Here is a 20,849-nt window from a genome sequence, read left to right on the forward strand (position 1 = left end):
ACGAACCCCCGCTTCGGCGGGGGTTTTCGTCGTTTCAGGCCCACGACAATGAGGAGTACCCTGACCCGGATGACTGAGCAGATGATCGCCGCCGCCCACCAGCTCCTCCGGGACCGCGTGTCGGGCGACTACAAGGCCCGCACAGAGGACCCCGAGGACCCGAAGACCGTCCAGGCGATGCAGCTGGCCATCAACCTGCCCAAGCAGGACCCTCCGAGCCGCAACCAGGTGCTCGCAGACGCCGCCCGCGCCGCCGTGGCCGTGTGCCTGGACCCGCGGGCGGGCACCGACGGGTTTTGGCGCGACGCGCTGGACGCGTGGTACTCGCACCGCATCCGCAAGGTGGCCCGCCGAGCCCGCAACAAGGCATGGGACGACGTGCAGGCGTTGCCCGGCGTCACCGTCGGCAGCGTGCGGGCGTTCGTTCCCTCGGCGGTTTCTGAGGTTCCGCACGCGATATCCAAGCTGCAGATCAAGGGCACGGAGATTGAGTCCGGGGAGGAGCTGCCGCTCGACGCAGAAGCGCCGCTGATCGCCCTCAACGCGTCGCTGCACATGTCTGCGGGCAAGGCCGCCGCGCAGGCCGGGCACGCGTCGATGCTGCTCGCGGCCGCGCGGGATGCCGCCTGGGCGCAGCGGTGGGCGGAGGCGGGCTTCCCGCTTGGCGTGCGCGAGCTGCCCCGCGAGGAGTTCGCCGAGCTTGCCACGCGCCCCGAGGCGGTGGCGGTGCGCGACGCCGGGTTCACTGAGGTCGCTCCCGGCTCCACCACAGCGATCGCTATTGCTTAGCGACGAGCCTCCGCAGCGCCCCGCGCACCGTTTCCGCGTCCGTGGTGTCCCAGAACGCGGGCAGGCTGCGCCGGATGAACGACCCGTAGCGCTTCGTCACCAGCCGGTTGTCTAGCACGGCGACGACCCCGCGGTCGTCGACAGACCGCAAAAGCCTGCCCGCACCCTGCGCCATGAGCAGGGAGGCGTGCGTGGCGGAGACCTCCATAAACCCGGAGCGGCCCGCCGCGTCGGCTGCGTTGGAGCGTGCCTGCAGGAGGGGATCGTCGGGGCGGGGGAAGGGGATGCGGTCGATGATTACCAGCGAGCAGGCGCTGCCCGGCACGTCCACGCCCTGCCAGAGGGTAAGTGTGCCGAACAGGCAGGAGTTCTCGTTTTTGGCAAACGTGTCCACCAGAGTGCCGGTGGAGTCCTCGCCTTGGAGCAGGATGTCGAAGGGCAGGCGCGCCCGCATGGCTTCGGCGGCCTGCTCGGCGGCGCGGCGCGAGGAGAACAGGCCGAGCGTGCGCCCGCCCGCGGCGGTGATCAGCTCCGCAATCTCGTCCAGTGTCTCCGCGGACAGACCGTCGCGGCCCGGGGTGGGCAGGTGGCGGGCGGTGTAGAGGATGCCGGACTTGCGCGGGTCGAACGGCGTGCCAGCGTCCAGCGAGTCCCAGGTGCCCTGCGGCAGGCCCCAGGCAGCGGCCATGGCGTTGAAATTGCCGCCCACAGTCAAGGTGGCGGAGGTGAGCACGACCGTCTTTTCGCCGAAGAGCCGCTCATGCAGCAGGCCCGCCACGGACAGGGGCGCGACCGAGACGGAATCGCCGTAGCGCTCGGAGCGGGTCAGCCACACCACATCCGAGTGCTTGGCGGGATCAGGCTCGTCGAAGACCTCGAGGATGCGCACCACCGCGTCGTGCAGGTCCTCCAGGTGGTTGCGCAGGTTGGCGCGTTCGGCGAACTTCTCCGGGTCGTTTTCGGACTCGCCGGGCGGGGCGTCGGAGATGGCGGTGCGGGTCTTCCACAGCGCGTCGCGAAGTGCCGCGAAGGCGCCGCGGGCAGGCTCCGAGATGACTTCCCAGCGCCCCGGGGCCTCCAGGTCGATCGCGGCGGTGAAGTCGTCGATGACGCCTTCGAGTGTGTCGCGCTCCGCGCCGAGCTTGCCGGCGCGGCGGGCGGCCATCGCTAGGGCGCGCGCGGAAATCTCATTGGTGGCCACGGAGGTGATGCGGCCGTCGAGCTCGTGGGCCTCGTCGATGATCACGGCGTCGTGCTCGGGCAGCACAGCCACCTCCGCAAGCGCGTCGATAGCCAAAAGCGCGTGGTTGGTCACCACGATGTCCACGTCCTTGGTGCGCTCGCGGGCGAGCTCCGCGAAGCACTCCTCGCCGTGCGGGCAGCGGGTCGCGCCGAGGCACTCGTTGGAGGTCACTGAGACCTGCCGCCACGCCATGTCCGGCACGCCGGGGACCAGATCGTCGCGGTCGCCCGTCTCAGTCTCCTGCGCCCACTCGGCGACGCGCTTGACGTGCTTGCCCAGCCAGGACAGGTCCTCTTCCTCGATGAGGGACTCCGCAGGTGCGCTATCAAGCATTAATTTGTGCTTGCACAGGTAGTTGTTGCGGCCCTTCTGGATGGCAAAGGTGGGGCGCTCGGGCAGCAGCGGCTCGAGCGCGTCTGCCAGCCGGGGCAAATCCCTATCCACAAGCTGCCGCTGCAGCGCGATTGTCGCCGTCGACACCACCACCGTGGTGCCGTGCGCCTGGGCGTGGCGGATCGCGGGGACGAGGTAGGCCAGCGACTTGCCGGTGCCAGTGCCCGCCTGCACGGCCAGGTGGCGCTCGGCATCGAGGGCTTTGGTCACCGCCTCAGCCATCTTTACCTGGCCGGGCCGGCGCGAGCCGCCGAGGGACTCGACCGCGGCGGCGAGCAGGTCGGTGGTGGACTGGGTAAGTGGTTCGTCTGCAGCCACGGCCTACTCGGTGGGCTCCGGGAAGCCGACGAACTTCGTCGGGATGGCCACCTCGCCGCGCGACAACGCCAAACCCTCCCACGGCAGCGTCTTGCGGGCGGCCGCGTGCAGCTCGCGGATCTCCTCGATGCCGGGTTGGCCGTCCACGATCTCGCCATCGCGGATCAGCGGCACCGTCATCTCGCGGTACTCCAGGTTCGGCTTTCGTGGCACGTCCACGCCCAGCGGGTGGACCACCTCGCCGACGGCAACGCCGGAGGAACGGTAAGCGCGCAGGGCGGATTTGCCGCCGCCGTAGGTGGCCTTGCCGGAGGAGCGCTTCGCCACCGGGTGGCCGTCCACCTCCACCAGCTTGTACACCAGGCCTGCGGTGGGGGCACCGGAGCCGGTGACCACGGAGGTGCCCACGCCGAAGCCGTCCACCGGGTCGCCGCGCAGCCCGGCGATGGCGAACTCGTCCAAGTCGGAGGAGACGATGATGCGGGTGTTAAAGGCGCCCGCTTCGTCCAGCTGCTTGCGCACACGCCTGGAGACGATGCCCAGGTCGCCGGAGTCGATGCGCACCGCGCCGAGATCGGTGCCTGCGACCTCGAGCGCGTTTTCCACGCCCTTGGTGATGTCGTAGGTGTCCACCAGCAGCGTGGTGTCCACGCCGAGCGAGTCGATCTGGCCCTTGAACGCGGCCTTCTCGTCCGGGTTGCCGTCCTCGTCCACGTGCAGCAGCGTCCAGGAGTGGGCAGAGGTGCCGGAGGCGGGGATGCCGTAGCGCAGGGAGGCCTCCATGTTGGAGGTGGCGTTGAAGCCCGCGATGTACGTCGCACGCGCTGCCGAGACGGCGGCCTGCTCGTTGGTGCGCCGCGAGCCCATTTCAATGATCGGGCGGCCGTCTGCGGCCGAGACCATGCGGGAAGCCGCCGAGGCGATGGCGGAATCCGAGTTGAGGATGGACAGAATGACCGTCTCTAGGATCACGCACTCCGCAAAGGTGCCGCGCACCGTCATAATCGGCGAGTACGGGAAGTACAGGTCGCCCTCGCGGTAGCCGTCGATGTGCCCGGAGAATTGGAAGTTCTCCAGGTACTCCCGGGCTGCGGAGGAGAGGAAGTCGGCGTTGTCCAGCTGGTCCTGCGTGAAACGGAATTTGGTGATCGCGTCGAGCACCCGCTCAGTGCCTGCGACTACGCCGTAGCGGCGCTCGTTGGGCATGCGGCGGCCGAAGACCTCGAAGATGCAGTCGCGTTGCGCAGTGCCGTCCTTGATGGCGGCGTCGAGCATGGTCAGCTCGTACATGTCCGTGAAAAACGCGGTGGAGCCCTGCGTGCCGGTGGAGTGCGTGGGAGTGTCGTTCATGGTGAGCCAGCGTACCCTGCTGGTACGAGAAGGTAAGGTGGTGCACATGTTTTCCTCAGCCGATTTTCCTGCGGCCAGCCGCGCGGAGCGCATGGGTTCGCCGCTGGCAACCCCGGAGTTGGACGAGGCCATCGACGTGGACGTGGCCACGAGCGAGAACCTGCCGTGGCTGTGCATCGTGTGGGACGACCCGGTCAACCTGATGAGCTACGTCACCTACGTGTTCCAGACCGTGCTGGGCTATGACCGCAAGCGCGCCCAAGAGCTGATGATGCAGGTCCACACCGAGGGAAAGGCCGTGGTCTCCTCGGGCGAGAAGGACAAGGTGGAAACCGACGTGAAGAAGCTGCACACCGCGGGGCTTTGGGCCACGATGCAGCAGGCAGGGTAGGGGAGAATCGATGCAGCCGTGGCGTAAGAAGAAGGGCCTGATGCGCTCGACGCCGAAGTACACCACCGTCTTCGACCCGATGGAGCGCGAGGTCATCGGCGACCTCACCGCCACCGTGTCCGAGGCGTTGATCGCGCGTGCCCAGTCCGCGCCGAAGGATGAGTTCGCGGAGATGCTGGGCGTCGCCACCGGGCATACCGAAGCGCCCGAGGACCCGCGCCTGGCGCGCCTGTTGCCCGATTTCGAGCGCGAGGGCGACGAGGAGTTCGACGGCGACAACGGCCTGCTTCGCAGCCTGCACGAAAACGACATCATCAAGGCCAAGCTGATCAATCTGCAGGTGGTCAACACCGCGCTCGGCCCTACTGGCGGCGTCGAGGTGACCATCGAAGAGGACGAGGCGCACCAGTTCATCGCCGCGCTCAACGACATGCGCCTCTACGCCTCCGCGGACGACTCGGGCAGCGAGGCCGCGCGCGAGGACCGCCAGCGTCTCATCGACTGGCTCGCGTACTGCCAGGACTCGCTGCTCGAGGCGCTGATGGGCTAGCGGTTTCGCCCGCAGCTTGTCGACGACCTCCGGCCCGCCGCCAACCGTCTCGTGCCTCCGAGGATCCGGCCTCCTCACCACACGGCTCCCAGATACCCCTAGATTTCGGCCTCCGCCCCGCAGACCCTGAGGAAGGGCTCCAGAGTATGCCCGGTTTTAGGCCATACTCTGGAGCTCTTCCTCAGGGTTTGGTGGAAACAGAGTTCCAGCGGCCACCGCCCAGCCACTGCCCAACCACCGCCCGGCCCGGATCTGGCGAACCCGCTAGACTCCAACCACGATGAGCGAACACAACCACACCCCCGAGGGCTGGGGCTACGGCCAGACCGGGCAGCCGGGCTACGGCAAACCGTTCCAGCGACCGTTCTCGCACCCGGAACGGCAGCAGCCGGCGTTCAGCGAGCCCGCGCAGCCGTACAACCCGTACGCGACCCCGCAACAGCAGGGGCAATACGGCCAACCGGGCCAGTACAGCCAAACCCCCAGAACCCAGCGAGCGTCGAAGCGAAAGGCGCAGCGCCAAACCGGCATGAAGTTCGCCGGCGGCTTCCTCGCCACCATCTGGGTCGTGTTCATCTTGGAGCTGGTGTTCCCGTGGCTGCAGGCGTTTGGCATCCACCCGCTGGACGTGTCCTCCCTGCCGTTCATTTTCACCTCGCCGCTGCTCCACGCGAATCTGGAGCACATCATCTCCAACTCGATCCCCGGCGCAATCTTCGCGTTCCTGGTGGGCTACTCCGGCAAGCGCGTGTTCTGGGAGGTCACCACGTTCGTGGTGATCATCGGGGGCTTAGGCACCTGGCTGCTCGGCGGTGTAGGCACGAACCACATCGGCGCCTCCGGGCTGGTGTACGGCTGGCTGGCGTATCTGATCATCCGCGGCTTTTTCAACCGCTCCATCAGCCAGATCATCACCGGCCTTATCCTCGGCTTCTTCTACTCCGGCTTGATCTTCGGGCTGCTGCCGGGCACCGAGGGCGTGAGCTGGCAGGCGCACCTGTTCGGCGCGATCGGCGGCCTGGTCGCCGGCATGGTGATCACCTCCGACGACCCGCCAGAGCTGGTGGCAAAGCGCGAGGCCAAAGCGCGTTCATTGCAGAATCCTGGCCAGCGATAGGATTGCCGGCGTGAACACTTTCGCCGGCAACCCAAATTCAGCACCTATCGGGCTCTTCGATTCCGGAGTGGGCGGCCTGACCGTCGCCCGCGCGGTGATGGACCAGCTGCCGGGCGAATCCCTGATCTACATCGGCGACACCGCCCACGGCCCCTACGGCCCACAGCCGATCGCGGACGTGCGCGCGCACTCGCAGCGCATCGCCGATGAGCTGGTGGAACGCGGCTGCAAGATGCTGGTCATCGCGTGCAACACCGCCACCGCTGCGTTCTTGCACGACGCCCGCGAGCGCTACGACATCCCCGTCATCGAGGTGATCCAGCCCGCCGTGCGCCGCGCGATCGCCACCACGCGCAACAAGAAGATCGGCGTGATCGGCACCGAAGGCACGGTGAAATCGGGCGCGTACCAGGACCTGTTTTCCATCCACCCGGGCCTTGAAATCACCGCCCAGGCCTGCCCGGAGTTCGTGCCATTCGTGGAGCAGGGCAAGACCTCCGGCAGGGAAGTCCTCGAGGTGGCTCGGCGCTATTTGGCGCCGTTGCGCGAAGCTGGCGTCGATACGCTTGTGCTCGGTTGCACCCACTACCCGCTTTTGTCGGGTGTGATCCAGCTGGCCATCGGCGATGAGGTCGCGCTTGTCTCGTCTGCCGAGGAAACCTCGAAGGATGTGCTGCGGGTGCTTACTGAGAGCGACATGCTTAACGACGGCACTGCCGCCCCCACCCACATCTTCGAATCCACCGGCGACCCCGACACTTTCGACGCGCTTGCCCGGCGCTTCCTGGCGCCTCCGGTGCACGCCGTAGGCCGCGATTTAGGGATTCACTAGGAAAATGTGTCGCATTCATGGCAGAGTGTGTCCATGCAGTTGACCATCCTCGGGTGCTCCGGGAGCCTGGCCGCGCCCGGTAACCCAGCTTCCTCCTACGTCATCTCCGTGCCTGGTGAAACGGATGTGGTGATGGACTTCGGTCCGGGAGCGCTCGCCGCCATGCAGGAGCGGTTCGACCCGTCTGCGGCGCATGTCATCTTCAGTCATCTTCACGCCGACCATTGCTCGGACTTCCCGTCGCTGCTGGTGTGGCGCCGTTACCACCCCTCGGCCCCGGCGGAGCAGCGCCACCGGCTGATTGGCCCCTCGTACGCGCCGGAGCACCTGGGCCGCATGAGCGCGGACGCGCCGGGGGAGCAGGACGACTTTACCGACACCTTCGAGTTCACCACTTGGCGGGCCGGACAGCCGGAACAGCTCAGCGGGCTGACCATCACCCCGTTCGACGTCATCCACCCGGCGCAAGAGTCGCACGCGCTGCGCATCGAGGACGCTGCCGGCAAGGTCATCACGTTCTCCGGCGACTCCGGTTTCACGCCGACGCTTATCGACGCCGCCCGGGGCGCCGACTTCTTCCTCTGCGAAGCCGCCTGGGGTGCGACCTCCGAGGGGAAGGCGGAGGGTATGCACTTATCCGGCAAGGAGGCCGGGCGCATTGCCCGCGAGGCCGGGGTCAAGACTCTTGTGCTGGTGCATATCCAGCCGTGGACCGATCCGGAGGAGGTCCTCGTGGCCGCCCGCACCGAGTTCGACGGGGAGATCATCCTGGGCGAAGCTGGCGCCACCTTCGAGCCCTAGGCGTCTGCGTTACGCTTGGGCGCATGACTGATTTTTCGCGCCTGGACGGCCGCGCCTTCGACCAACTGCGCCCCGTGCGCATCACCCGCGGCTTCACCTCCAACCCGGCGGGCAGTGTGCTCGTGGAATTCGGCAACACCCGCGTCATGTGCACTGCCTCGGTGGAGGAGGGCGTGCCGCGCTTTAAAAAGGACACCGGCGAGGGCTGGCTCACCGCCGAGTACGCCATGCTCCCGTCCGCCACCCATGACCGTATGCCGCGTGAGTCCATGAAGGGCAAGGTTAAGGGCCGCACCCACGAGATCTCGCGTCTGGTGGGCCGCTCGCTGCGCGCCGCGGTGGATCTGAGCCAGCTCGGGGAGAACACCATCCAGTTGGACTGCGACGTGCTGCAGGCCGACGGCGGCACCCGCACCGCCTCCATCACCGGCGCGTACGTTGCACTCGCGGACGCCATTGCGGTGCTCAAGGAGCGCGGCGTAGTCCCGGGCGAGCCGCTGCTCAAGCCGATTGCCGCCGTCTCTGCCGGCATCATCGACGGCCACGTGTGCCTGGACCTGCCCTACGAGGAAGACTCCCGCGCCGAGGTCGACCTCAACGTGGTGATGCAGGAGGGCGGCAACTTCGTGGAGATCCAGGGCACCGGCGAGCACGGCCTGTTCGGCCGCGAGCAGCTCGGCGAGATGCTGGACGTCGCGGCCAAGGGCTGCGAGGAGCTCATCGCGGCGCAGAAGGCGGCGCTGGGATGGTAAAGGTTCTCGTCGCGTCCAGGAATCAAGGCAAGGTGCGTGAGCTCGAGCAGGTGCTGCGCGAGCTCAGCATCGAGGGGGTGGAGCTTGTTTCGCTTCACGACGCTCCGTCGTACCCCGACCCCGTCGAAGACGGCCTCTCCTTCGTGGACAACGCGCTGTTGAAAGCCCGCGCCGGGGCGAAGGCCACGGGTCTGCCCTGTGTGGCCGACGACTCCGGCCTGACCGTCGAGGCGCTCAACGGCATGCCCGGCATCTTGTCCGCCCGATGGTCCGGCAACCACGGCGACGACCAGGCCAACAACGACCTGCTGCTGGCCCAGATGGCGGACATCAACGAGCGGGCCGCCGCGTTCGTGTCCTGCTGCGCCCTGGCCACCCCGGACGGGCAGGAGTTCACTGCAGAGGGGCGCTGGGGAGGCGAGCTGCTGCGCGAACCCAGCGGCGAGAACGGCTTTGGTTACGACCCGCTGTTCCAGCCTGCCGACGCCGACGGCCGTTCCTCCGCCGAGCTTTCTGCCGAGGAGAAGAACGCGCGCTCTCACCGCGGCAAGGCGCTCCGCGCGCTGGCTCCGCACATCGCGGCGCTGAAGTGACGCTATTCGTTACAGTGGGCTTATGAAGAAAACGATTGCACTTGTAGGAACTGTTCTCGCCTCCGGCGCGCTGTTGACTGGTTGCGGCCAGTCGGGCGACTTTGACGGTGAGTGGACTGGAGACATCACCGCTACCCAGGACGGCGCAGGTGGCGGCCGCGCCACCGTGACCATCGACGGCAAGGACTGCGACTGGCAGATGACCGAAACCGACGGTGAGACCAACGAGGCGAACTGCCTGCGCGACGACAAGGAGTTCAAGCTCGAGGATCCGCTGACCCACCAGGATCTCAAGTACGACGCAGAGCGCAACGGCGACACTTTGACCCTGAGCCCGCAGAACGACCCGGCTGAGAAGGTCGGCGTGATGGTGCTGACCAAGACCGGCGAAAAGTAGCGCGCTACAAAGAAGAAAAACCCCGGCAGGACTGCGAACTGTCCCGCCGGGGTTTCTTTATGCGTTTAGGAAAGCTGGAACTTCTCCTTGACTTCATCGCGGCGCTTCGCTTCGACAAAGAAGGACATGAACGGCACCACGCCGGATAGGGCAGTGGCGATCCAGGTGCCTGCGGACCAGCGGGCCTTCGAGCCGAGGTTCAGCGATGCCATCAAAAACGCCACGAACGCAAAACCGTGCACGCGGGCCACCCAGGACAGGTAATCGACGTTCATGTCGAAGCCGTACTGCATGATCATGCGCGCGACCAGCAGGAGCAGCAGCACACCGGTGATCCACGCGGTGACGGTGAAAAACTGCAGGGCCTGCTTCACACGGCGTTGGCGCTCCGGGTGGATCTTCACCGGCTGAGCGGGCTGGGTCTGCGGAGTGGGCTGCGTCATGCTGATTCACCTTTACCTTCAGAGTTCGTCCTACGGCGGGGAGCCACAAGCTCGTTGTATTCCTCCACGTCCAGCTCTGGGCGCGACGGCAGGAAGTCCTCGTCGATCTCCGTGGGTTCCTTCACCTCGCCGTACTTGGCAAGGTCGGCCTCGTAGAGATCATCCATGGTCAGGCCTGCGTTCTCGGCCTCAATCTTCTCGTTTTCCATGCGCATACCTGCGCGGTACGCGTAGACGAAAAACGCGGCGAAGCACGGCCACTGCAGGGCGTAGCCCAGGTTTTGGAACGTGCCCGAACCCGACTGGTAGCGCTCCCACTGCCAGTTCGCGAGCAGCAGGCAGGTCACGGCTGCTGCGATCAGCAGCACGATGTGCCACCAGCGCACGCGGACGCGTTCGCGTTGAGGCGCCGCTTCGGTGCCCTCAACTGCCTTGTTCTCTTCGCTCACAGCTGGTCAGTCTACCCGGCAACTAGAAAAGACCAAACGAAAGTTTGATGCAGCCCGGCGTTTATCGCTCAGTGCCTTGCGCCGTGTAACATCCAACGACGACGCGCCCGTGGCGGAATTGGCAGACGCGCTGGATTTAGGTTCCAGTGCCTTATGGCGTGAGAGTTCAAGTCTCTCCGGGCGCACCAATCTTTCGGGGGTGGGGCTTGGCGGCTCTAAATATCCCAGTCGCGCAGGATGCGGCCAACGTGGCCGGTGGCCTTGACGTTGTACTGGGCTTGATCGACGGTGCCCTTGCCGGCATCGTCCACGCTCACCAGGAAGGTTGAGCGAATCACGCCTTGGACAACCTTGCCGTAGTTCTTTTTCTCACCGAAAGCGCCGTAGGCCTCGAGCGTTTCCTTCGACGGGTCGGAGAGTAGCTCGACACCGAGGTCGTGGTCGGCACGGAACTTGGCCAGCTTGTCTTCAGCGTCGGGGCTAATGCCCAGCACGGTTACCGATGCGTCGCGGAACTGCTCCATGTTGTCGGTGAAGTCGCAGGCCTCGGTGGTGCAGCCAGGCGTGTTGGCCTTGGGGTAGAAGTAGACGATGACGCGCTGACCAGCAAAGTCGGCGAGCGAGACGTCGTCGCCCCGGTCGTTTTTAAGGGTGAAAGCGGGGGCGGTGTCGCCCTTTTCCAATCTAATCGGCTCAGTCATGCCTCCCCGTTTTACACTACTGTGGAGACGAAAAGACGTGAGTCTGTAAAAGTCAACGTAGACGTAGGAGTTTCCCAAAGTGGCACGAGACATTCACGACATCGAGCGCGACCTCGAGCGCACCCGCAACCAGCTCGCCAGCACCCTGGACGAGCTCGCGGACCGTACCAACCCGAAGACCCTGGCGGGGAGCGCAAAGTCCGAGGCCGCTAACTGGCTCCAGGATGAGACTGTGCAGAAGGTCATCGGCGGGATCGTCGTCGGTGTTGCGGCCCTGGTCGGCATCAAGGTGTACAACGGCCGCAAGCGCAAGGGCGAGCTCAAGGAGCTGCAGAAGCTGCTCGCGAACCGTTAGAGGCAACAGGCCTCGCCGCTGTTACCGCCCAGCTGTCTCCCGCAGCTGGGCGGTTTTGAATATACTCATCTTGACTGAAAGGGCATACCAATGGCGAATGACGGCACGAACACCACCCGCGATCCGGAACTCGAGGAGATGCGTCCCAGCAAGAAACCGCTGTGGATCGCGGTAGCGCTCATCGCGGCGCTGGCGCTGGTGCTCACGTTCGCGGGGCCGTCGATACGCGCCGCGTTCGCACCTGAGACCACCACCTCCGCGGACAAAGGGGCGGGCTACAACGACGTGGATGTCCACTTCCTCGGCATGATGGTGCCGCACCACCAGCAGGCGATCGAAATGTCGGACGTGCTGCTGGCCTCAGATGTCGACGACGCCGAGGTCCGCGATCTTGCGCAGCGCATCAAGGACGGCCAAGAACGTGAGAACGACCAGATGCGCGCCTGGGCTGACGAGTGGGGCATCCAGAAAGACATGGAGTTTCACTCCACCCACATCGCCAACGGGATGTTCCATCCCGAGCAGCTCGGCGAGTTCGAATCAAAAACCGGCGACGAGCTGCGCACCGCCTTCTTGGAAATGATGCACTTCCACCACGTCCACGTCATCGAGATGACGCAAGGCGAGATCGACCGGGGCGCCTACGTCCCGCTGCGTGAAATGGCGCAGGAAATGGTCGACGTGCAGACCGCCGAGATGGGGGAGATGGAAGACCTGCTCGGCTACACGCCGAACTAGCGCTAGACCAGTTCAGCGCCGGCGTCGATCATCTCCTGGAGGGCGTCGGCGCCGCGCTTGTCGTCGACAGGCGAGCACATGGCCCGCAGCACGTTGACCTTAAAACCTTCCTTGCGCGCGTCAAGGACCGTGGCGCGCACGCAATGGTCGGTGGCGATGCCGCAGATATCCAGGTGCGTGACTTCCTGCGACCGCAGCCAGTCCGCCAAAAGCTCGCCGTTGTCGTTGATGCCCTCGAAGCCGGAGTACGCGGCGCTGTGGTGGCCCTTCTTGAAGAACTGGTCGATCAGTTCAGTCTTCACTGGCCCACGGATCTGCGCGCCGTACGCATCGGCCAGGCAGTGCGGCGGCCACGTGTCGACGTAGTCCGGTGTCTCCGAGAAGTGCGCGCCCGGGTCGATGTGCCAGTCCTGGGTGGCCACGACGCAGTCGTACTCGTGGGTGCGGCTGTCCGCAGTGGAGATCAGTTCGGCGATTTTGGACGCCACTTCGTCGCCGCGCGCGGTGGCGAGCGCGCCGCCGGGGCAGAAGTCGTTCTGCACGTCCACGATCACTAATGCTGTCTTCATGCGATTCAGCCTACTCTCAGGAGAAGGGAAATGGGCGCCATGGGCAGATTCGCGCTTCGTTACGACGCGGGGCGTGGCCTGCGAAAATATACTTACAGGTGTGAAGGACACGACGCGTCTCATCGTCCCGGACCTCGCGCGCGGCATGGCGCTGCTGGGCATCGCGATGGCCAACACGCTCCAAAGCTGGATCGTCAACGCCTACTCCGCGGCGGACGCTCCGGGCTGGTCCGTCGGCGGCATTAACCCCGACAGCACCCTCGACGCCTGGGCGGCGGTGTTCACTACCATGTTCGTGCGCGTGCGCGGGCTGGCGATGTTTTCCACCCTGCTCGGCATCGGCTTCGGCATGGTCGCCGCCAGCCTGGCCCGCAAAGGCTACAGCCCCGCCGAGTCGCGCCGGGTGCTGCTGCGCCGCTACGCGTGGCTCGGCGCCTTCGGCCTGGCGCACATGTTCCTCATCTTCTACAACGAGATCATGTTCGCCTACGGGCTGGTTGGGGTGGGGCTGGCGGTGGTGTACCGGATGGCGTCGAAAAGCTTGCTGCGCATCGCCTACGTCATACTCGGCTGCTTCTCGGCGTTTTGCGCCTCGGGCGCGCTCGGCACGTACTACGGCTACTACGACCCGCATAGCACCCGCAGCCAGCTCAGCACCGAGCTGACCACCTTCAGCGCGTACTTCAGCGCCAACGCGCACTCCGCAGTCGGCTACGTGGCGGGGATCTGGTTCATTGCCATCGAGCTGTTCGCACTCGCGCTCATCGGGCTGGTGTGGGCGCGGGAGCGAGTGCTTTTCGACGTCTCCACGCACCAGCGCACCCTCACCACCTGGACAGTCATCGCCGCGGCAGTCGTGCTGTGTATCGGCGTGCCCTGGGGGCTGTCCATCAACGGGGTGCTGCCCGCCGAGTACGAGCCGGTGTTCTACATGCTCAACCAGGGCTTCGGCTTCCTCACCGGGCCCGGCATCATCGCGGGCCTTGCGCTGGTGACCGAACGGCTACACAACCGCGTGCCGGTGTGGGCGAGCGCGTTCGTGGCGCTGGGGCGGCGCTCCATGTCCGGCTACATCGCGCAGTCCTTCATCTTCCTGGTGCTGGTGATCCCGGCCGGGCTGGGGCTGTGGCAGGACGCGGGGTTGGTGGGCAAGCTGCTCGCCGGCACCGTGGTGTGGTTGATGACGCTCGCGCTCGCCGCGGCGTTGGACGCGGTGGGCAAGCAGGGGCCGTTCGAGTGGCTGCACCGCCGCCTGTCCTACGGGCCCGCCGGACGGATAGAACAAAACGAGGCCAGCAGGTAGAATTCCTGCTGGCCTCGCCGCACATTGTGCGCCATCAGGGAATCGAACCCCGAACCCACTGATTAAGAGTCAGTTGCTCTGCCAATTGAGCTAATGGCGCGTATTTTGTTTTTCTCTGTTGCTCTCGGCAACGAAAAGAAACTGTAGCACCCACTCCGCTCAGCGTGAAATCGGCTGGTCAGGGGCGAGAAATTGTCGATAGGCAATGTGCGTAAACACACGTGTGAGAATAGTGGACTTTGGCTGGTGAGGGGATAGAGTATGGGGGATTCGTAATTGACAGTGATTTGAGGGGTAAGCCGTGGTCCGTCGAGTGGTTCGCGCCTGTGCGCTTCTAGCTGCAGCGGCGACGCTGACGTCGTGCACCATCGGGGACACCGGCAAGCTGGAGCCGGCCGCGCACACCTCCGACGCCTCCCTGGTGGAAAAGACCACCGAAAAGGCCTCGCCGCGCCCGCCCAAGGTCAACGTGGCAAACGGGGAGACCGGGGTTGCCCCGCTGGACCCGATTACGGTGACCGCCGCTGCCGGCCTGTCGTCTGTGACCATGACCAACGAGGCCGGCAAGGAAGTCGAGGGTGAGTTCGACGATGACAAGTCCGAGTGGTCCGTTGCCGAACCGCTCGGGTACGGCCGCACCTACACTGTGGAAGCGCGGGACAAGGAAGGCCAGAAGGTGGTCTCCTCGTTCACCACGTTGACCCCGGACGCGACGGTGAATTCGTACATCGGCCCGCTGGACGGGGCGACCGTCGGCGTGGGGCAAGCCGTGACCATCCGCTTCGACAGCCCCGTCCAGGACACCAAGGCGATGGAGGAGCACATTGACGTGGAGACCTCCAATGACACCGACGGCGCGTTTTTCTGGCTGGATCCGTACGAGGTGCGCTGGCGCCCCAAGGACTACTGGGAGCCCGGCACCGACGTCAGCGTGAAGGTGGACATCTACGGCGAGAAGCTGGGTAAGGGCCTCTACGGCGGCGGGGACAACGAGACCAACTTCACCATCGGCGACAAGGTGGAAGCCGTGGTGGACAACGCCGACAAGATGATGCGCGTCTACTCGGGCGACGAGCTGGTCAAGGAGTTCCCGATCTCGCTGGGAACCGACGGCAAGTACGACACCCCGAACGGTGTGTATGTGGTCGGCGACGAGCACGAGAAGCTGACCATGGATTCGCGCACCTTCGGCCTGGCGTTGGACGCCGGCGGCTACGTCACGCCAGTGGACTACGCCACGCAGCTGTCCTACTCCGGTATCTACCTGCACTCCGCCCCGTGGGCGCTCGGCGCGATGGGCAGCTACAACCAGTCCCACGGCTGCATCAACGCCTCCTACGACAATGCGCAGTGGTTCCAGAATTTTGTGAAGCGCGGCGACCCGGTGGTGGTGAAGAACACCGCCGGCGGCACGCTCACGCCTTACGACGGCCTGGGGTACTGGAACCTCGATTGGGAGCAGCGTTCCGGCGGTTCCGGCGAACCGCTGTACGAGTAGGGGAGTGCTGTTTTAGCAATGTGGCAAATATTTGCCACATTGCTAAAACGGGATACCCGCAGCTGCAAACCCGGGGGCAACTGGGGGATAAACGACGAAGGCCTGACCCGCGACTTTTCGCAGGACAGGCCTTCAACTTTGGGGTGGCTGACGGGACTCGAACCCGCGACACCCAGGATCACAACCTGGTGCTCTACCAGCTGAACTACAGCCACCATCGCTGTTTTTGCAGCGAGATCTACCTTAGCCCCTCACCGTGTTTTCACAAAAACGGCTGGTAGGCATCGGTTGCGCCTGCGGCTGCGTCCTTGGCCGCCTCCGTGTCGGGCCCAGGGGCGGGCACGAACACGCTGCGTCGGTAGTAATCCAGCTCGCGGATGGACTCCACGATGTCCGCCAGCGCGCGGTGTGCCATGCCCTTTGCCGGCTGGTTGAAGTACGCCTTGGGGAACCAGCGGCGGGAGAGCTCCTTGACCGTGGAGACGTCGATCATGCGGTAGTGCAGCGCGGCGTCGAGGCGCGGCATCTGCGCCTTGATGAACGTGCGGTCGGTGGCGATCGAGTTGCCGGCGAGCGGCGCGGGGTGCGCAGGATCGCAATGCTTCTCGACGAGCCCGAGCACCGCGTCCTCCGCCTCCTCAAGACTGATCTGAGAGGCCTTAATGTCATCGAGCAGCCCGTTGTCGGAGTGCATCTGGGTGACAAAGTCGTCCATCTCGGTGAGCTCTGCGTCGGTGGCGTGCACGACCAGGTCCACGCCCTCGTCGATAATGTTCAGCTCCGCATCCGTGACCAGGGCGGCGACCTCCACGATGACGTGGCGGGAAGGGTCCAGGCCCGTCATCTCCAGGTCCACCCAGACAATGCGGTTGTCCTTCGCTGCGATGTCCATCTATTCCTCTCCCATCTGTGCGTAGAACTTGCCCATGATCGGCGGGAGCCACCCGCGCGGGGCGTAGTTGGAGACCACGTCCATGGCCTTCGAAAGTGGGCCGGGCACGATGCGGCGGCGGTTCTTGCGCATCGCGGCAATGGTGTCGGCGGCGCAGGACTCGTAGGTGGTCCACAGGAAATCCGGCACGACCTTGTCCACGATGGACTGCTCGTCCTCCGGGATGTACGCCTCGCGCACCGGGCCCGGCGCGAGCAGGGTCACGTGCACGCCCGAGTCCTTGAGCTCGTAGTGCAGCGCCTCGGTGAACTGGTTCACGCCGGCCTTGGTGAACACGTAGGTGGCGTTGTTCGGGATCGGCAGGTTGCCTGCAGCGGAGCCGACGTTGCACAGCGCACCCTCGCCGCGCGGCACCATCTGGTCCAGCACCGCCTTGGTGATGCGGAACACCGCCGTGGCGTTCAGGTTGAACTGGTTCGTCTCGTACTCCCAGTCCTGGGCCATGAACGGCCCGAAGCTGGCGATGCCCGCCGAGTTCACGCAGATAGAAACCGTGCGGTTTTCAATGTGTGTGACTAGGGCGTCCACGTCGCGGGCCTTGGACAGGTCTGCCGCGAATATTTCGACGTCGATGCCGTGGGCGAGCGAGAGCTCGTCGCCAAGCTTTTGTAGGACTTCTTGGCGCCTTGCGACGAGGATGAGGTTGTGGCCCTCAGCGGCGAGCTGGCGCGCGATGGCCTCGCCGATGCCTTGGCTCGCGCCGGTGATCAGCGCGAACGCGCCGGGTGCTGGTGCGGGAAAACTCATGGGGACGAATCTACCCGCCCGCGATCTCGCGCAGCGCGGCCGTGTGGTTTTCGAAGGCCTGCGCGCCCGTTGCGGTGAGCGTGACCCACACCGTGTCCTTCGCTCTGCTGGAGCCGTACTCGCGGAAGCGCGTGACGTAGCCGTGCTCCTCCAGCCGGTCCAGCTGCTTCGACAGCGCCGAATCCGACAGGTCAGTTTTCTCTCTCAGCGAGCTGAAGCGCATCTCGTGCCGGGATGTTTGCTTCTCGACGGCTCCCGCGTGGTACAGCGCAGCACAAATCTTCAGCCGCGCCAGGGGGTGAATGACAGGGTCGATGGCGGGGGCGTTCATCGGTTTTTCTCCCCGTAGATCATGACGGCCGTGAACACGACGGCGACGACCACGCCGGCGATGATTCCGCCGACCATGCTGCCCTCTGGGACGAACCAGATCAGCGGCATCATGAACGCGGGGGCGAGAGCGGCGGCCCAGTTCGTCTTGGGGTCTTCCTGGATCGGCTGCTTCATGCTCGGGCGCACGTTGCGGTTGTTGTCCCAGATCGCGAGCGCGATGCAGGCGACGACGATGAGCACGAACAGCACCCACCAGTACTTCCAGCCGATGATCGTGCCGGCGATCGTGACACCGAAACTGGTGCCGAGGATGGCGTATGCCCACGGTGGGGTGTGTTTACGTTGGGTTTCGTGCTCTATGCCGTCGATCTGCTCGAGGGCGGCGCGGGCCTCTTCGCGGGAGATCTGCGTTTGCGGTGGGTTGGGCTGCGGTGCGTTGCTTTCCATGTTTGCAAGTGTGTCACTTTCCGACGCGGAAAGCAAGAGTTTTCGGGGGGGGGACATATGCGCGTTTGGTGGCGTCAGTGAAAACCTGAACTGGCAACGGCAATGGTTGGGGGTGGCGTGGGAAACCTTTGGTCGTCGATAGGCAAGAGCCCCCTGAATTCAGGTTGGTGCGCTTAACCCGAACTCGATGGGCAACTAGTGGGGTGGCGGCATGAAAAAGGGCGGCCGAAGCCGCCCGAATTCAGGTTTTGACTGACGCGCTAGATTTCGTGCATCTCCTGGTCCTTGGTCTCGTGCGCGGTGAGGATGGCCACCAACGAGATCGCGGTGACGACCACCAGGTAGTAGCCCACCGCCTTCGGGCCGTACTGGGCGTTCAGTGCCGTGGCGATGAACGGGGCGATCGCAGCGCCCAGGATGGAGGAGACGTTGTAGGCGATGCCCGAGCCGGTGTAGCGCACGTTGGAGGGGAACAGCTCCGGCAGGATCGCGGACATCGGGCCGAAGATGAAGCCCATCAGGATCATGCCGATGAACAAGAAGATGCCCAGGGAAACCATGGTGAACGTCTCCGGGTTGAGCAGCCACTTGAAGCTCAGCCCGTAGACGATGATCGCCACGGAGGTCAGGCCCAGCGTCGGGCGGCGACCGTACGTGTCCGCCAAGTGCGCCGAGACCGGGATGCCCAGGATGAAGCCGAAGATGCACACCAGCTGCAGCTTCAAAAACGTCGGGTAGGCGATGCCCAGGCCCACGCCCTCTTCGGCGGAGCCGATGCCGTAGGACAAAAACCAGGTGGTCACGATGTAGAACAGCGTGTAGCAGCCGACCATGATGAACGTGCCCTGGATCAGCGGCTTCCAGGCGGTCTTGAACACCTCGGCCAGCGGGGAGGCGGCCTTCTGGTCGGACTGTTCCACCTGCTGGAACACCGGGGTCTCCTCAACCTGCAGGCGCACCCACAGGCCGATGATGACCATCACGATGGACAGCAGGAACGGCACGCGCCAGCCCCACGCCATGAATGCGCCCTCGAAGTCGCCGGACGTGTGGCCCAGCACCGTCACCAGGATCAGGAACAGGCCGTTGGCTAGCAGGAATCCGAATGGCGCGCCGAGTTGGGGCCACATGCCGGCCCACGCGCGGCGTCCCTTAGCAGCTGTTTCTGTGGACAGCAGGGCCGCACCGGACCACTCGCCGCCGAGTCCCAGGCCCTGGCAGAAGCGCATCAGGGCCAGCAATGCCGGCGCCCAGATGCCGGCCTGGGCGTAGGTGGGCAAAAGGCCGATGACGAAGGTGGCGATGCCCATGGTCAGCAGGGCGCCCACCAGGGTGGCCTTGCGGCCGATTTTGTCGCCGAAGTGGCCGAACAGCACCGAGCCGAGCGGGCGGGCGATAAACGCCAGGCCGAACGTGGCAAATGAGGACAAAAGGGCCACCGTGCTGGACTCTGACTTGGGGAAGAACAGGTACGGGAAGACGGCCACGGCTGCGGTGGCGTAGGCGTAGAAGTCGTAAAACTCGATCGTCGTGCCGATGGTGGACGCGAGCTTGACGCGGCGGCGCTCCTGCGGGGTGGTCTCCCTAATCGCTGCGGCGGGTGCCGACGGTTGGGGAGTGGGGTGGTGTTCGACGCTGGTGGTCATCGCCCGTCCTTTCGTTCCACTGTGTGGGAACTAAATATCAGTGTGCGGACGAATGTGCCACATTGTGGGACGACTGTTCCAAAACGGTGCGGCGCTCTGGGTGGGTTGTGCACGAATCGGCAATTCCGCCAATTTTCGGTTTGCAAAACCCCAGGTCAGGATTTGGCGCGGACGATTCGTACAAAAAACCGGCCGCCGCTACAAACGCGGGGCCGGTCGTCAACGGGTGGGCCTAGTCGCGGCCGTCCGCTTCAAAGTCGTTGTCCTCGCCGGTCTCCTGCACGGAGGCGTCAGCGTCCGGGTCGGACAGGTTCTCAATGCTGTCTTCGTTGACCGGGGAGTTTTTCGGGGCAGCCATGGTTAAGGGCCTCCTTGGGGTAGGGGAAATCTGCCCCACCGACTGTATGCATAAACCCTCACATCACGCCGAAAACCCCTCTGGCCAGTAAAAGACAAGATTCTCTGGTGGGTGGGTGGTTCTATCGATTGAACTTGGCTTTCAGTTCGTCGATTTCGAGGCCGCTAGCGGGGATCTCATCAGCGGAAAAACATTTACGAAAGCTGCCTAGATGATTCGGGTAGACATCCTTGCCGGAACCGGCCGCACGGATCTTGCTGTAGGGGCTGCAGACTGGAGCGAGACGGTTGCCGAAGTACTTCACTGCCCATTGGAACTCTTCGAAATCGGGATCGTATTTAAAGCTGGCAATGCGTCCGAGAATCGCGCAGATCCAGTCAGCGCACTGCACTGTTTGGTACAGGTGGCTTTCCACCTCCAGCGGAGGTTCGAGGAGCTTGTCGGCATCCTGATGGGAAAACATGAATGCTGCGCAAGCCGCGAAGATTTCCATCCGCTCCTTGGGGCCTTGCTTGTCCAGGATTAGAAGGTGCCGTTCGTGTTTGGGAAGTGACCAGTTGACGCGCTGGATGAGTTGTTTCATCGCGTGGTCGTATCTCGAGGATTCGTTTTCGCCGGTCATCTCATTTGAACCGCGCGGCTTCTCTTGCCTGTAGAAAACAATCTTGGCGTCGAGGTCCTCGAGTTTGCGGAGGAGGCGGTTGATCATCCAGCGCACCTCCTTATACCGCTGTACGTTTTGGGTGGTGAGAAGTGTTGCGCGGTCGTATCTAGTAACACCGTG

At 64.8% G+C, this 20,849-nt stretch carries 26 protein-coding genes and 3 tRNA genes; 14 read left to right on the forward strand and 15 right to left on the reverse strand.

Going from position 1 to position 20,849, the window contains the following annotated elements; all coding sequences use genetic code 11:
* Window positions 1-69: 69 nt before the first annotated feature.
* Window positions 70-789 carry a peptidyl-tRNA hydrolase gene (locus HMPREF2791_RS10540; RefSeq protein ID WP_070845262.1) on the forward strand — a complete coding sequence of 240 codons (720 nt, stop codon included), beginning with the start codon at window positions 70-72 and terminating at the stop codon, window positions 787-789.
* On the opposite strand, the gene HMPREF2791_RS10545 is transcribed toward HMPREF2791_RS10540, so the two are convergent.
* Window positions 779-2,743 carry an ATP-dependent DNA helicase gene (locus HMPREF2791_RS10545; RefSeq protein ID WP_070845263.1) on the reverse strand — a complete coding sequence of 655 codons (1,965 nt, stop codon included), beginning with the start codon at window positions 2,741-2,743 and terminating at the stop codon, window positions 779-781. The two genes, HMPREF2791_RS10540 and HMPREF2791_RS10545, sit on opposite strands and share 11 nt — an antisense overlap.
* Before the next feature lie 3 nt (window positions 2,744-2,746).
* The gene (locus HMPREF2791_RS10550; protein WP_070845264.1) at window positions 2,747-4,093 is read right to left on the reverse strand and encodes a nicotinate phosphoribosyltransferase; all 1,347 of its coding nucleotides are present in this window, start codon (window positions 4,091-4,093) and stop codon (window positions 2,747-2,749) included.
* A 91-nt stretch (window positions 4,094-4,184) separates the two neighbouring features.
* On the opposite strand from HMPREF2791_RS10550, the gene clpS reads away from it, so the two are divergent.
* The 8 genes from clpS to HMPREF2791_RS10590 all read left to right on the forward strand — a co-directional run bounded on the left by clpS (window position 4,185) and on the right by HMPREF2791_RS10590 (window position 9,526).
* Window positions 4,185-4,484 carry an ATP-dependent Clp protease adapter ClpS gene (clpS, locus tag HMPREF2791_RS10555; RefSeq protein ID WP_070475837.1) on the forward strand — a complete coding sequence of 100 codons (300 nt, stop codon included), beginning with the start codon at window positions 4,185-4,187 and terminating at the stop codon, window positions 4,482-4,484.
* Between the two features lie 10 nt (window positions 4,485-4,494).
* Window positions 4,495-5,034, forward strand: coding sequence for a DUF2017 domain-containing protein (locus tag HMPREF2791_RS10560; protein ID WP_070475787.1), 540 nt, complete (start codon window positions 4,495-4,497; stop codon window positions 5,032-5,034).
* A 529-nt stretch (window positions 5,035-5,563) separates the two neighbouring features.
* Window positions 5,564-6,151 carry a rhomboid family intramembrane serine protease gene (locus tag HMPREF2791_RS10565; RefSeq protein ID WP_070475840.1) on the forward strand — a complete coding sequence of 196 codons (588 nt, stop codon included), beginning with the start codon at window positions 5,564-5,566 and terminating at the stop codon, window positions 6,149-6,151.
* Between the two features lie 10 nt (window positions 6,152-6,161).
* On the forward strand, window positions 6,162-6,983 hold the full coding sequence (murI, locus tag HMPREF2791_RS10570; protein ID WP_083327992.1) for a glutamate racemase: 822 nt from the start codon (window positions 6,162-6,164) through the stop codon (window positions 6,981-6,983).
* Between the two features lie 33 nt (window positions 6,984-7,016).
* On the forward strand, window positions 7,017-7,784 hold the full coding sequence (locus HMPREF2791_RS10575) for an MBL fold metallo-hydrolase (protein ID WP_070475793.1): 768 nt from the start codon (window positions 7,017-7,019) through the stop codon (window positions 7,782-7,784).
* A gap of 23 nt (window positions 7,785-7,807) precedes the next feature.
* Entirely contained in the window at window positions 7,808-8,536 is a 729-nt protein-coding gene (rph, locus tag HMPREF2791_RS10580; RefSeq protein ID WP_070845266.1) for a ribonuclease PH, read from the forward strand.
* Window positions 8,530-9,129, forward strand: a complete 600-nt coding sequence (gene rdgB / locus HMPREF2791_RS10585) for an RdgB/HAM1 family non-canonical purine NTP pyrophosphatase (RefSeq protein ID WP_070845267.1) — start codon at window positions 8,530-8,532, stop codon at window positions 9,127-9,129. Before rph ends, rdgB begins: the two co-directional genes overlap by 7 nt.
* Window positions 9,130-9,151: 22 nt before the next feature.
* On the forward strand, window positions 9,152-9,526 hold the full coding sequence (locus HMPREF2791_RS10590; protein WP_070475799.1) for a hypothetical protein: 375 nt from the start codon (window positions 9,152-9,154) through the stop codon (window positions 9,524-9,526).
* A 65-nt stretch (window positions 9,527-9,591) separates the two neighbouring features.
* Here the strand turns inward: HMPREF2791_RS10590 and HMPREF2791_RS10595 are convergent, their stop codons facing one another.
* Together HMPREF2791_RS10595 and HMPREF2791_RS10600 are read right to left on the reverse strand one after the other, a co-directional pair.
* On the reverse strand, window positions 9,592-9,969 hold the full coding sequence (locus HMPREF2791_RS10595; RefSeq protein ID WP_070475802.1) for a DUF3817 domain-containing protein: 378 nt from the start codon (window positions 9,967-9,969) through the stop codon (window positions 9,592-9,594).
* A complete protein-coding gene (locus HMPREF2791_RS10600) occupies window positions 9,966-10,418 on the reverse strand; it encodes a hypothetical protein (RefSeq protein ID WP_070475804.1) in 453 nt (150 codons plus the stop codon). The genes HMPREF2791_RS10595 and HMPREF2791_RS10600 overlap by 4 nt, the downstream gene beginning before the upstream one ends.
* A 103-nt stretch (window positions 10,419-10,521) precedes the next feature.
* Between HMPREF2791_RS10600 and HMPREF2791_RS10605 the strand changes: the two genes are divergently transcribed.
* A tRNA-Leu gene (locus HMPREF2791_RS10605) sits at window positions 10,522-10,606 on the forward strand.
* A gap of 27 nt (window positions 10,607-10,633) precedes the next feature.
* Here HMPREF2791_RS10605 and bcp read toward each other — a convergent pair.
* Window positions 10,634-11,119, reverse strand: coding sequence for a thioredoxin-dependent thiol peroxidase (gene bcp / locus HMPREF2791_RS10610; protein WP_070475807.1), 486 nt, complete (start codon window positions 11,117-11,119; stop codon window positions 10,634-10,636).
* A 79-nt stretch (window positions 11,120-11,198) separates the two neighbouring features.
* On the opposite strand from bcp, the gene HMPREF2791_RS10615 reads away from it, so the two are divergent.
* Window positions 11,199-11,474 (forward strand): DUF3618 domain-containing protein, encoded by a 276-nt coding sequence (locus tag HMPREF2791_RS10615; RefSeq protein WP_070475811.1) that lies wholly within the window; start codon window positions 11,199-11,201, stop codon window positions 11,472-11,474.
* A 90-nt stretch (window positions 11,475-11,564) separates the two neighbouring features.
* Window positions 11,565-12,212, forward strand: a complete 648-nt coding sequence (locus HMPREF2791_RS10620) for a DUF305 domain-containing protein (protein ID WP_246825510.1) — start codon at window positions 11,565-11,567, stop codon at window positions 12,210-12,212.
* 2 nt (window positions 12,213-12,214) lie between these two features.
* Here HMPREF2791_RS10620 and HMPREF2791_RS10625 read toward each other — a convergent pair whose 3' ends face one another.
* Window positions 12,215-12,781, reverse strand: coding sequence for an isochorismatase family protein (locus tag HMPREF2791_RS10625; RefSeq protein WP_070845268.1), 567 nt, complete (start codon window positions 12,779-12,781; stop codon window positions 12,215-12,217).
* 100 nt (window positions 12,782-12,881) lie between these two features.
* Between HMPREF2791_RS10625 and HMPREF2791_RS10630 the strand changes: the two genes are divergently transcribed.
* The gene (locus HMPREF2791_RS10630) at window positions 12,882-14,084 is read left to right on the forward strand and encodes a DUF418 domain-containing protein (protein ID WP_246825511.1); all 1,203 of its coding nucleotides are present in this window, start codon (window positions 12,882-12,884) and stop codon (window positions 14,082-14,084) included.
* A gap of 27 nt (window positions 14,085-14,111) precedes the next feature.
* Here HMPREF2791_RS10630 and HMPREF2791_RS10635 read toward each other — a convergent pair.
* Window positions 14,112-14,184: transfer RNA gene (locus tag HMPREF2791_RS10635), tRNA-Lys, on the reverse strand.
* A gap of 201 nt (window positions 14,185-14,385) precedes the next feature.
* Between HMPREF2791_RS10635 and HMPREF2791_RS10640 the strand changes: the two genes are divergently transcribed.
* Window positions 14,386-15,582, forward strand: a complete 1,197-nt coding sequence (locus HMPREF2791_RS10640; RefSeq protein WP_070845269.1) for a L,D-transpeptidase — start codon at window positions 14,386-14,388, stop codon at window positions 15,580-15,582.
* 139 nt (window positions 15,583-15,721) lie between these two features.
* Here HMPREF2791_RS10640 and HMPREF2791_RS10645 read toward each other — a convergent pair.
* The 8 genes from HMPREF2791_RS10645 to HMPREF2791_RS10675 all read right to left on the reverse strand — a co-directional run.
* Window positions 15,722-15,797: transfer RNA gene (locus HMPREF2791_RS10645), tRNA-His, on the reverse strand.
* Window positions 15,798-15,844: 47 nt separating this feature from the next.
* Window positions 15,845-16,474 carry an oligoribonuclease gene (gene orn / locus HMPREF2791_RS11925; RefSeq protein ID WP_070475823.1) on the reverse strand — a complete coding sequence of 210 codons (630 nt, stop codon included), beginning with the start codon at window positions 16,472-16,474 and terminating at the stop codon, window positions 15,845-15,847.
* Window positions 16,475-17,281 (reverse strand): mycolate reductase, encoded by an 807-nt coding sequence (gene cmrA / locus HMPREF2791_RS11930; protein WP_070475826.1) that lies wholly within the window; start codon window positions 17,279-17,281, stop codon window positions 16,475-16,477.
* A 10-nt stretch (window positions 17,282-17,291) separates the two neighbouring features.
* Window positions 17,292-17,612: a transcriptional regulator gene (locus HMPREF2791_RS10660; RefSeq protein WP_070475829.1), complete on the reverse strand. Its 321-nt coding sequence runs from the start codon at window positions 17,610-17,612 to the stop codon at window positions 17,292-17,294.
* Window positions 17,609-18,061 carry a hypothetical protein gene (locus tag HMPREF2791_RS10665; protein WP_070845270.1) on the reverse strand — a complete coding sequence of 151 codons (453 nt, stop codon included), beginning with the start codon at window positions 18,059-18,061 and terminating at the stop codon, window positions 17,609-17,611. The genes HMPREF2791_RS10660 and HMPREF2791_RS10665 overlap by 4 nt, the downstream gene beginning before the upstream one ends.
* 260 nt (window positions 18,062-18,321) lie before the next feature.
* On the reverse strand, window positions 18,322-19,707 hold the full coding sequence (locus HMPREF2791_RS10670) for an MFS transporter (RefSeq protein WP_083327994.1): 1,386 nt from the start codon (window positions 19,705-19,707) through the stop codon (window positions 18,322-18,324).
* A gap of 232 nt (window positions 19,708-19,939) precedes the next feature.
* A complete protein-coding gene (locus tag HMPREF2791_RS12330; protein WP_256365536.1) occupies window positions 19,940-20,065 on the reverse strand; it encodes a hypothetical protein in 126 nt (41 codons plus the stop codon).
* Window positions 20,066-20,186: 121 nt separating this feature from the next.
* Window positions 20,187-20,849, reverse strand: a 663-nt coding sequence (locus HMPREF2791_RS10675; protein WP_141764988.1) for a DUF3800 domain-containing protein, incomplete at its 5' end; no start/stop codon positions are given.

The sequence above is a fragment of the Corynebacterium sp. HMSC034A01 genome, assembly GCF_001838175.1.
Classification (GTDB): domain Bacteria; phylum Actinomycetota; class Actinomycetes; order Mycobacteriales; family Mycobacteriaceae; genus Corynebacterium.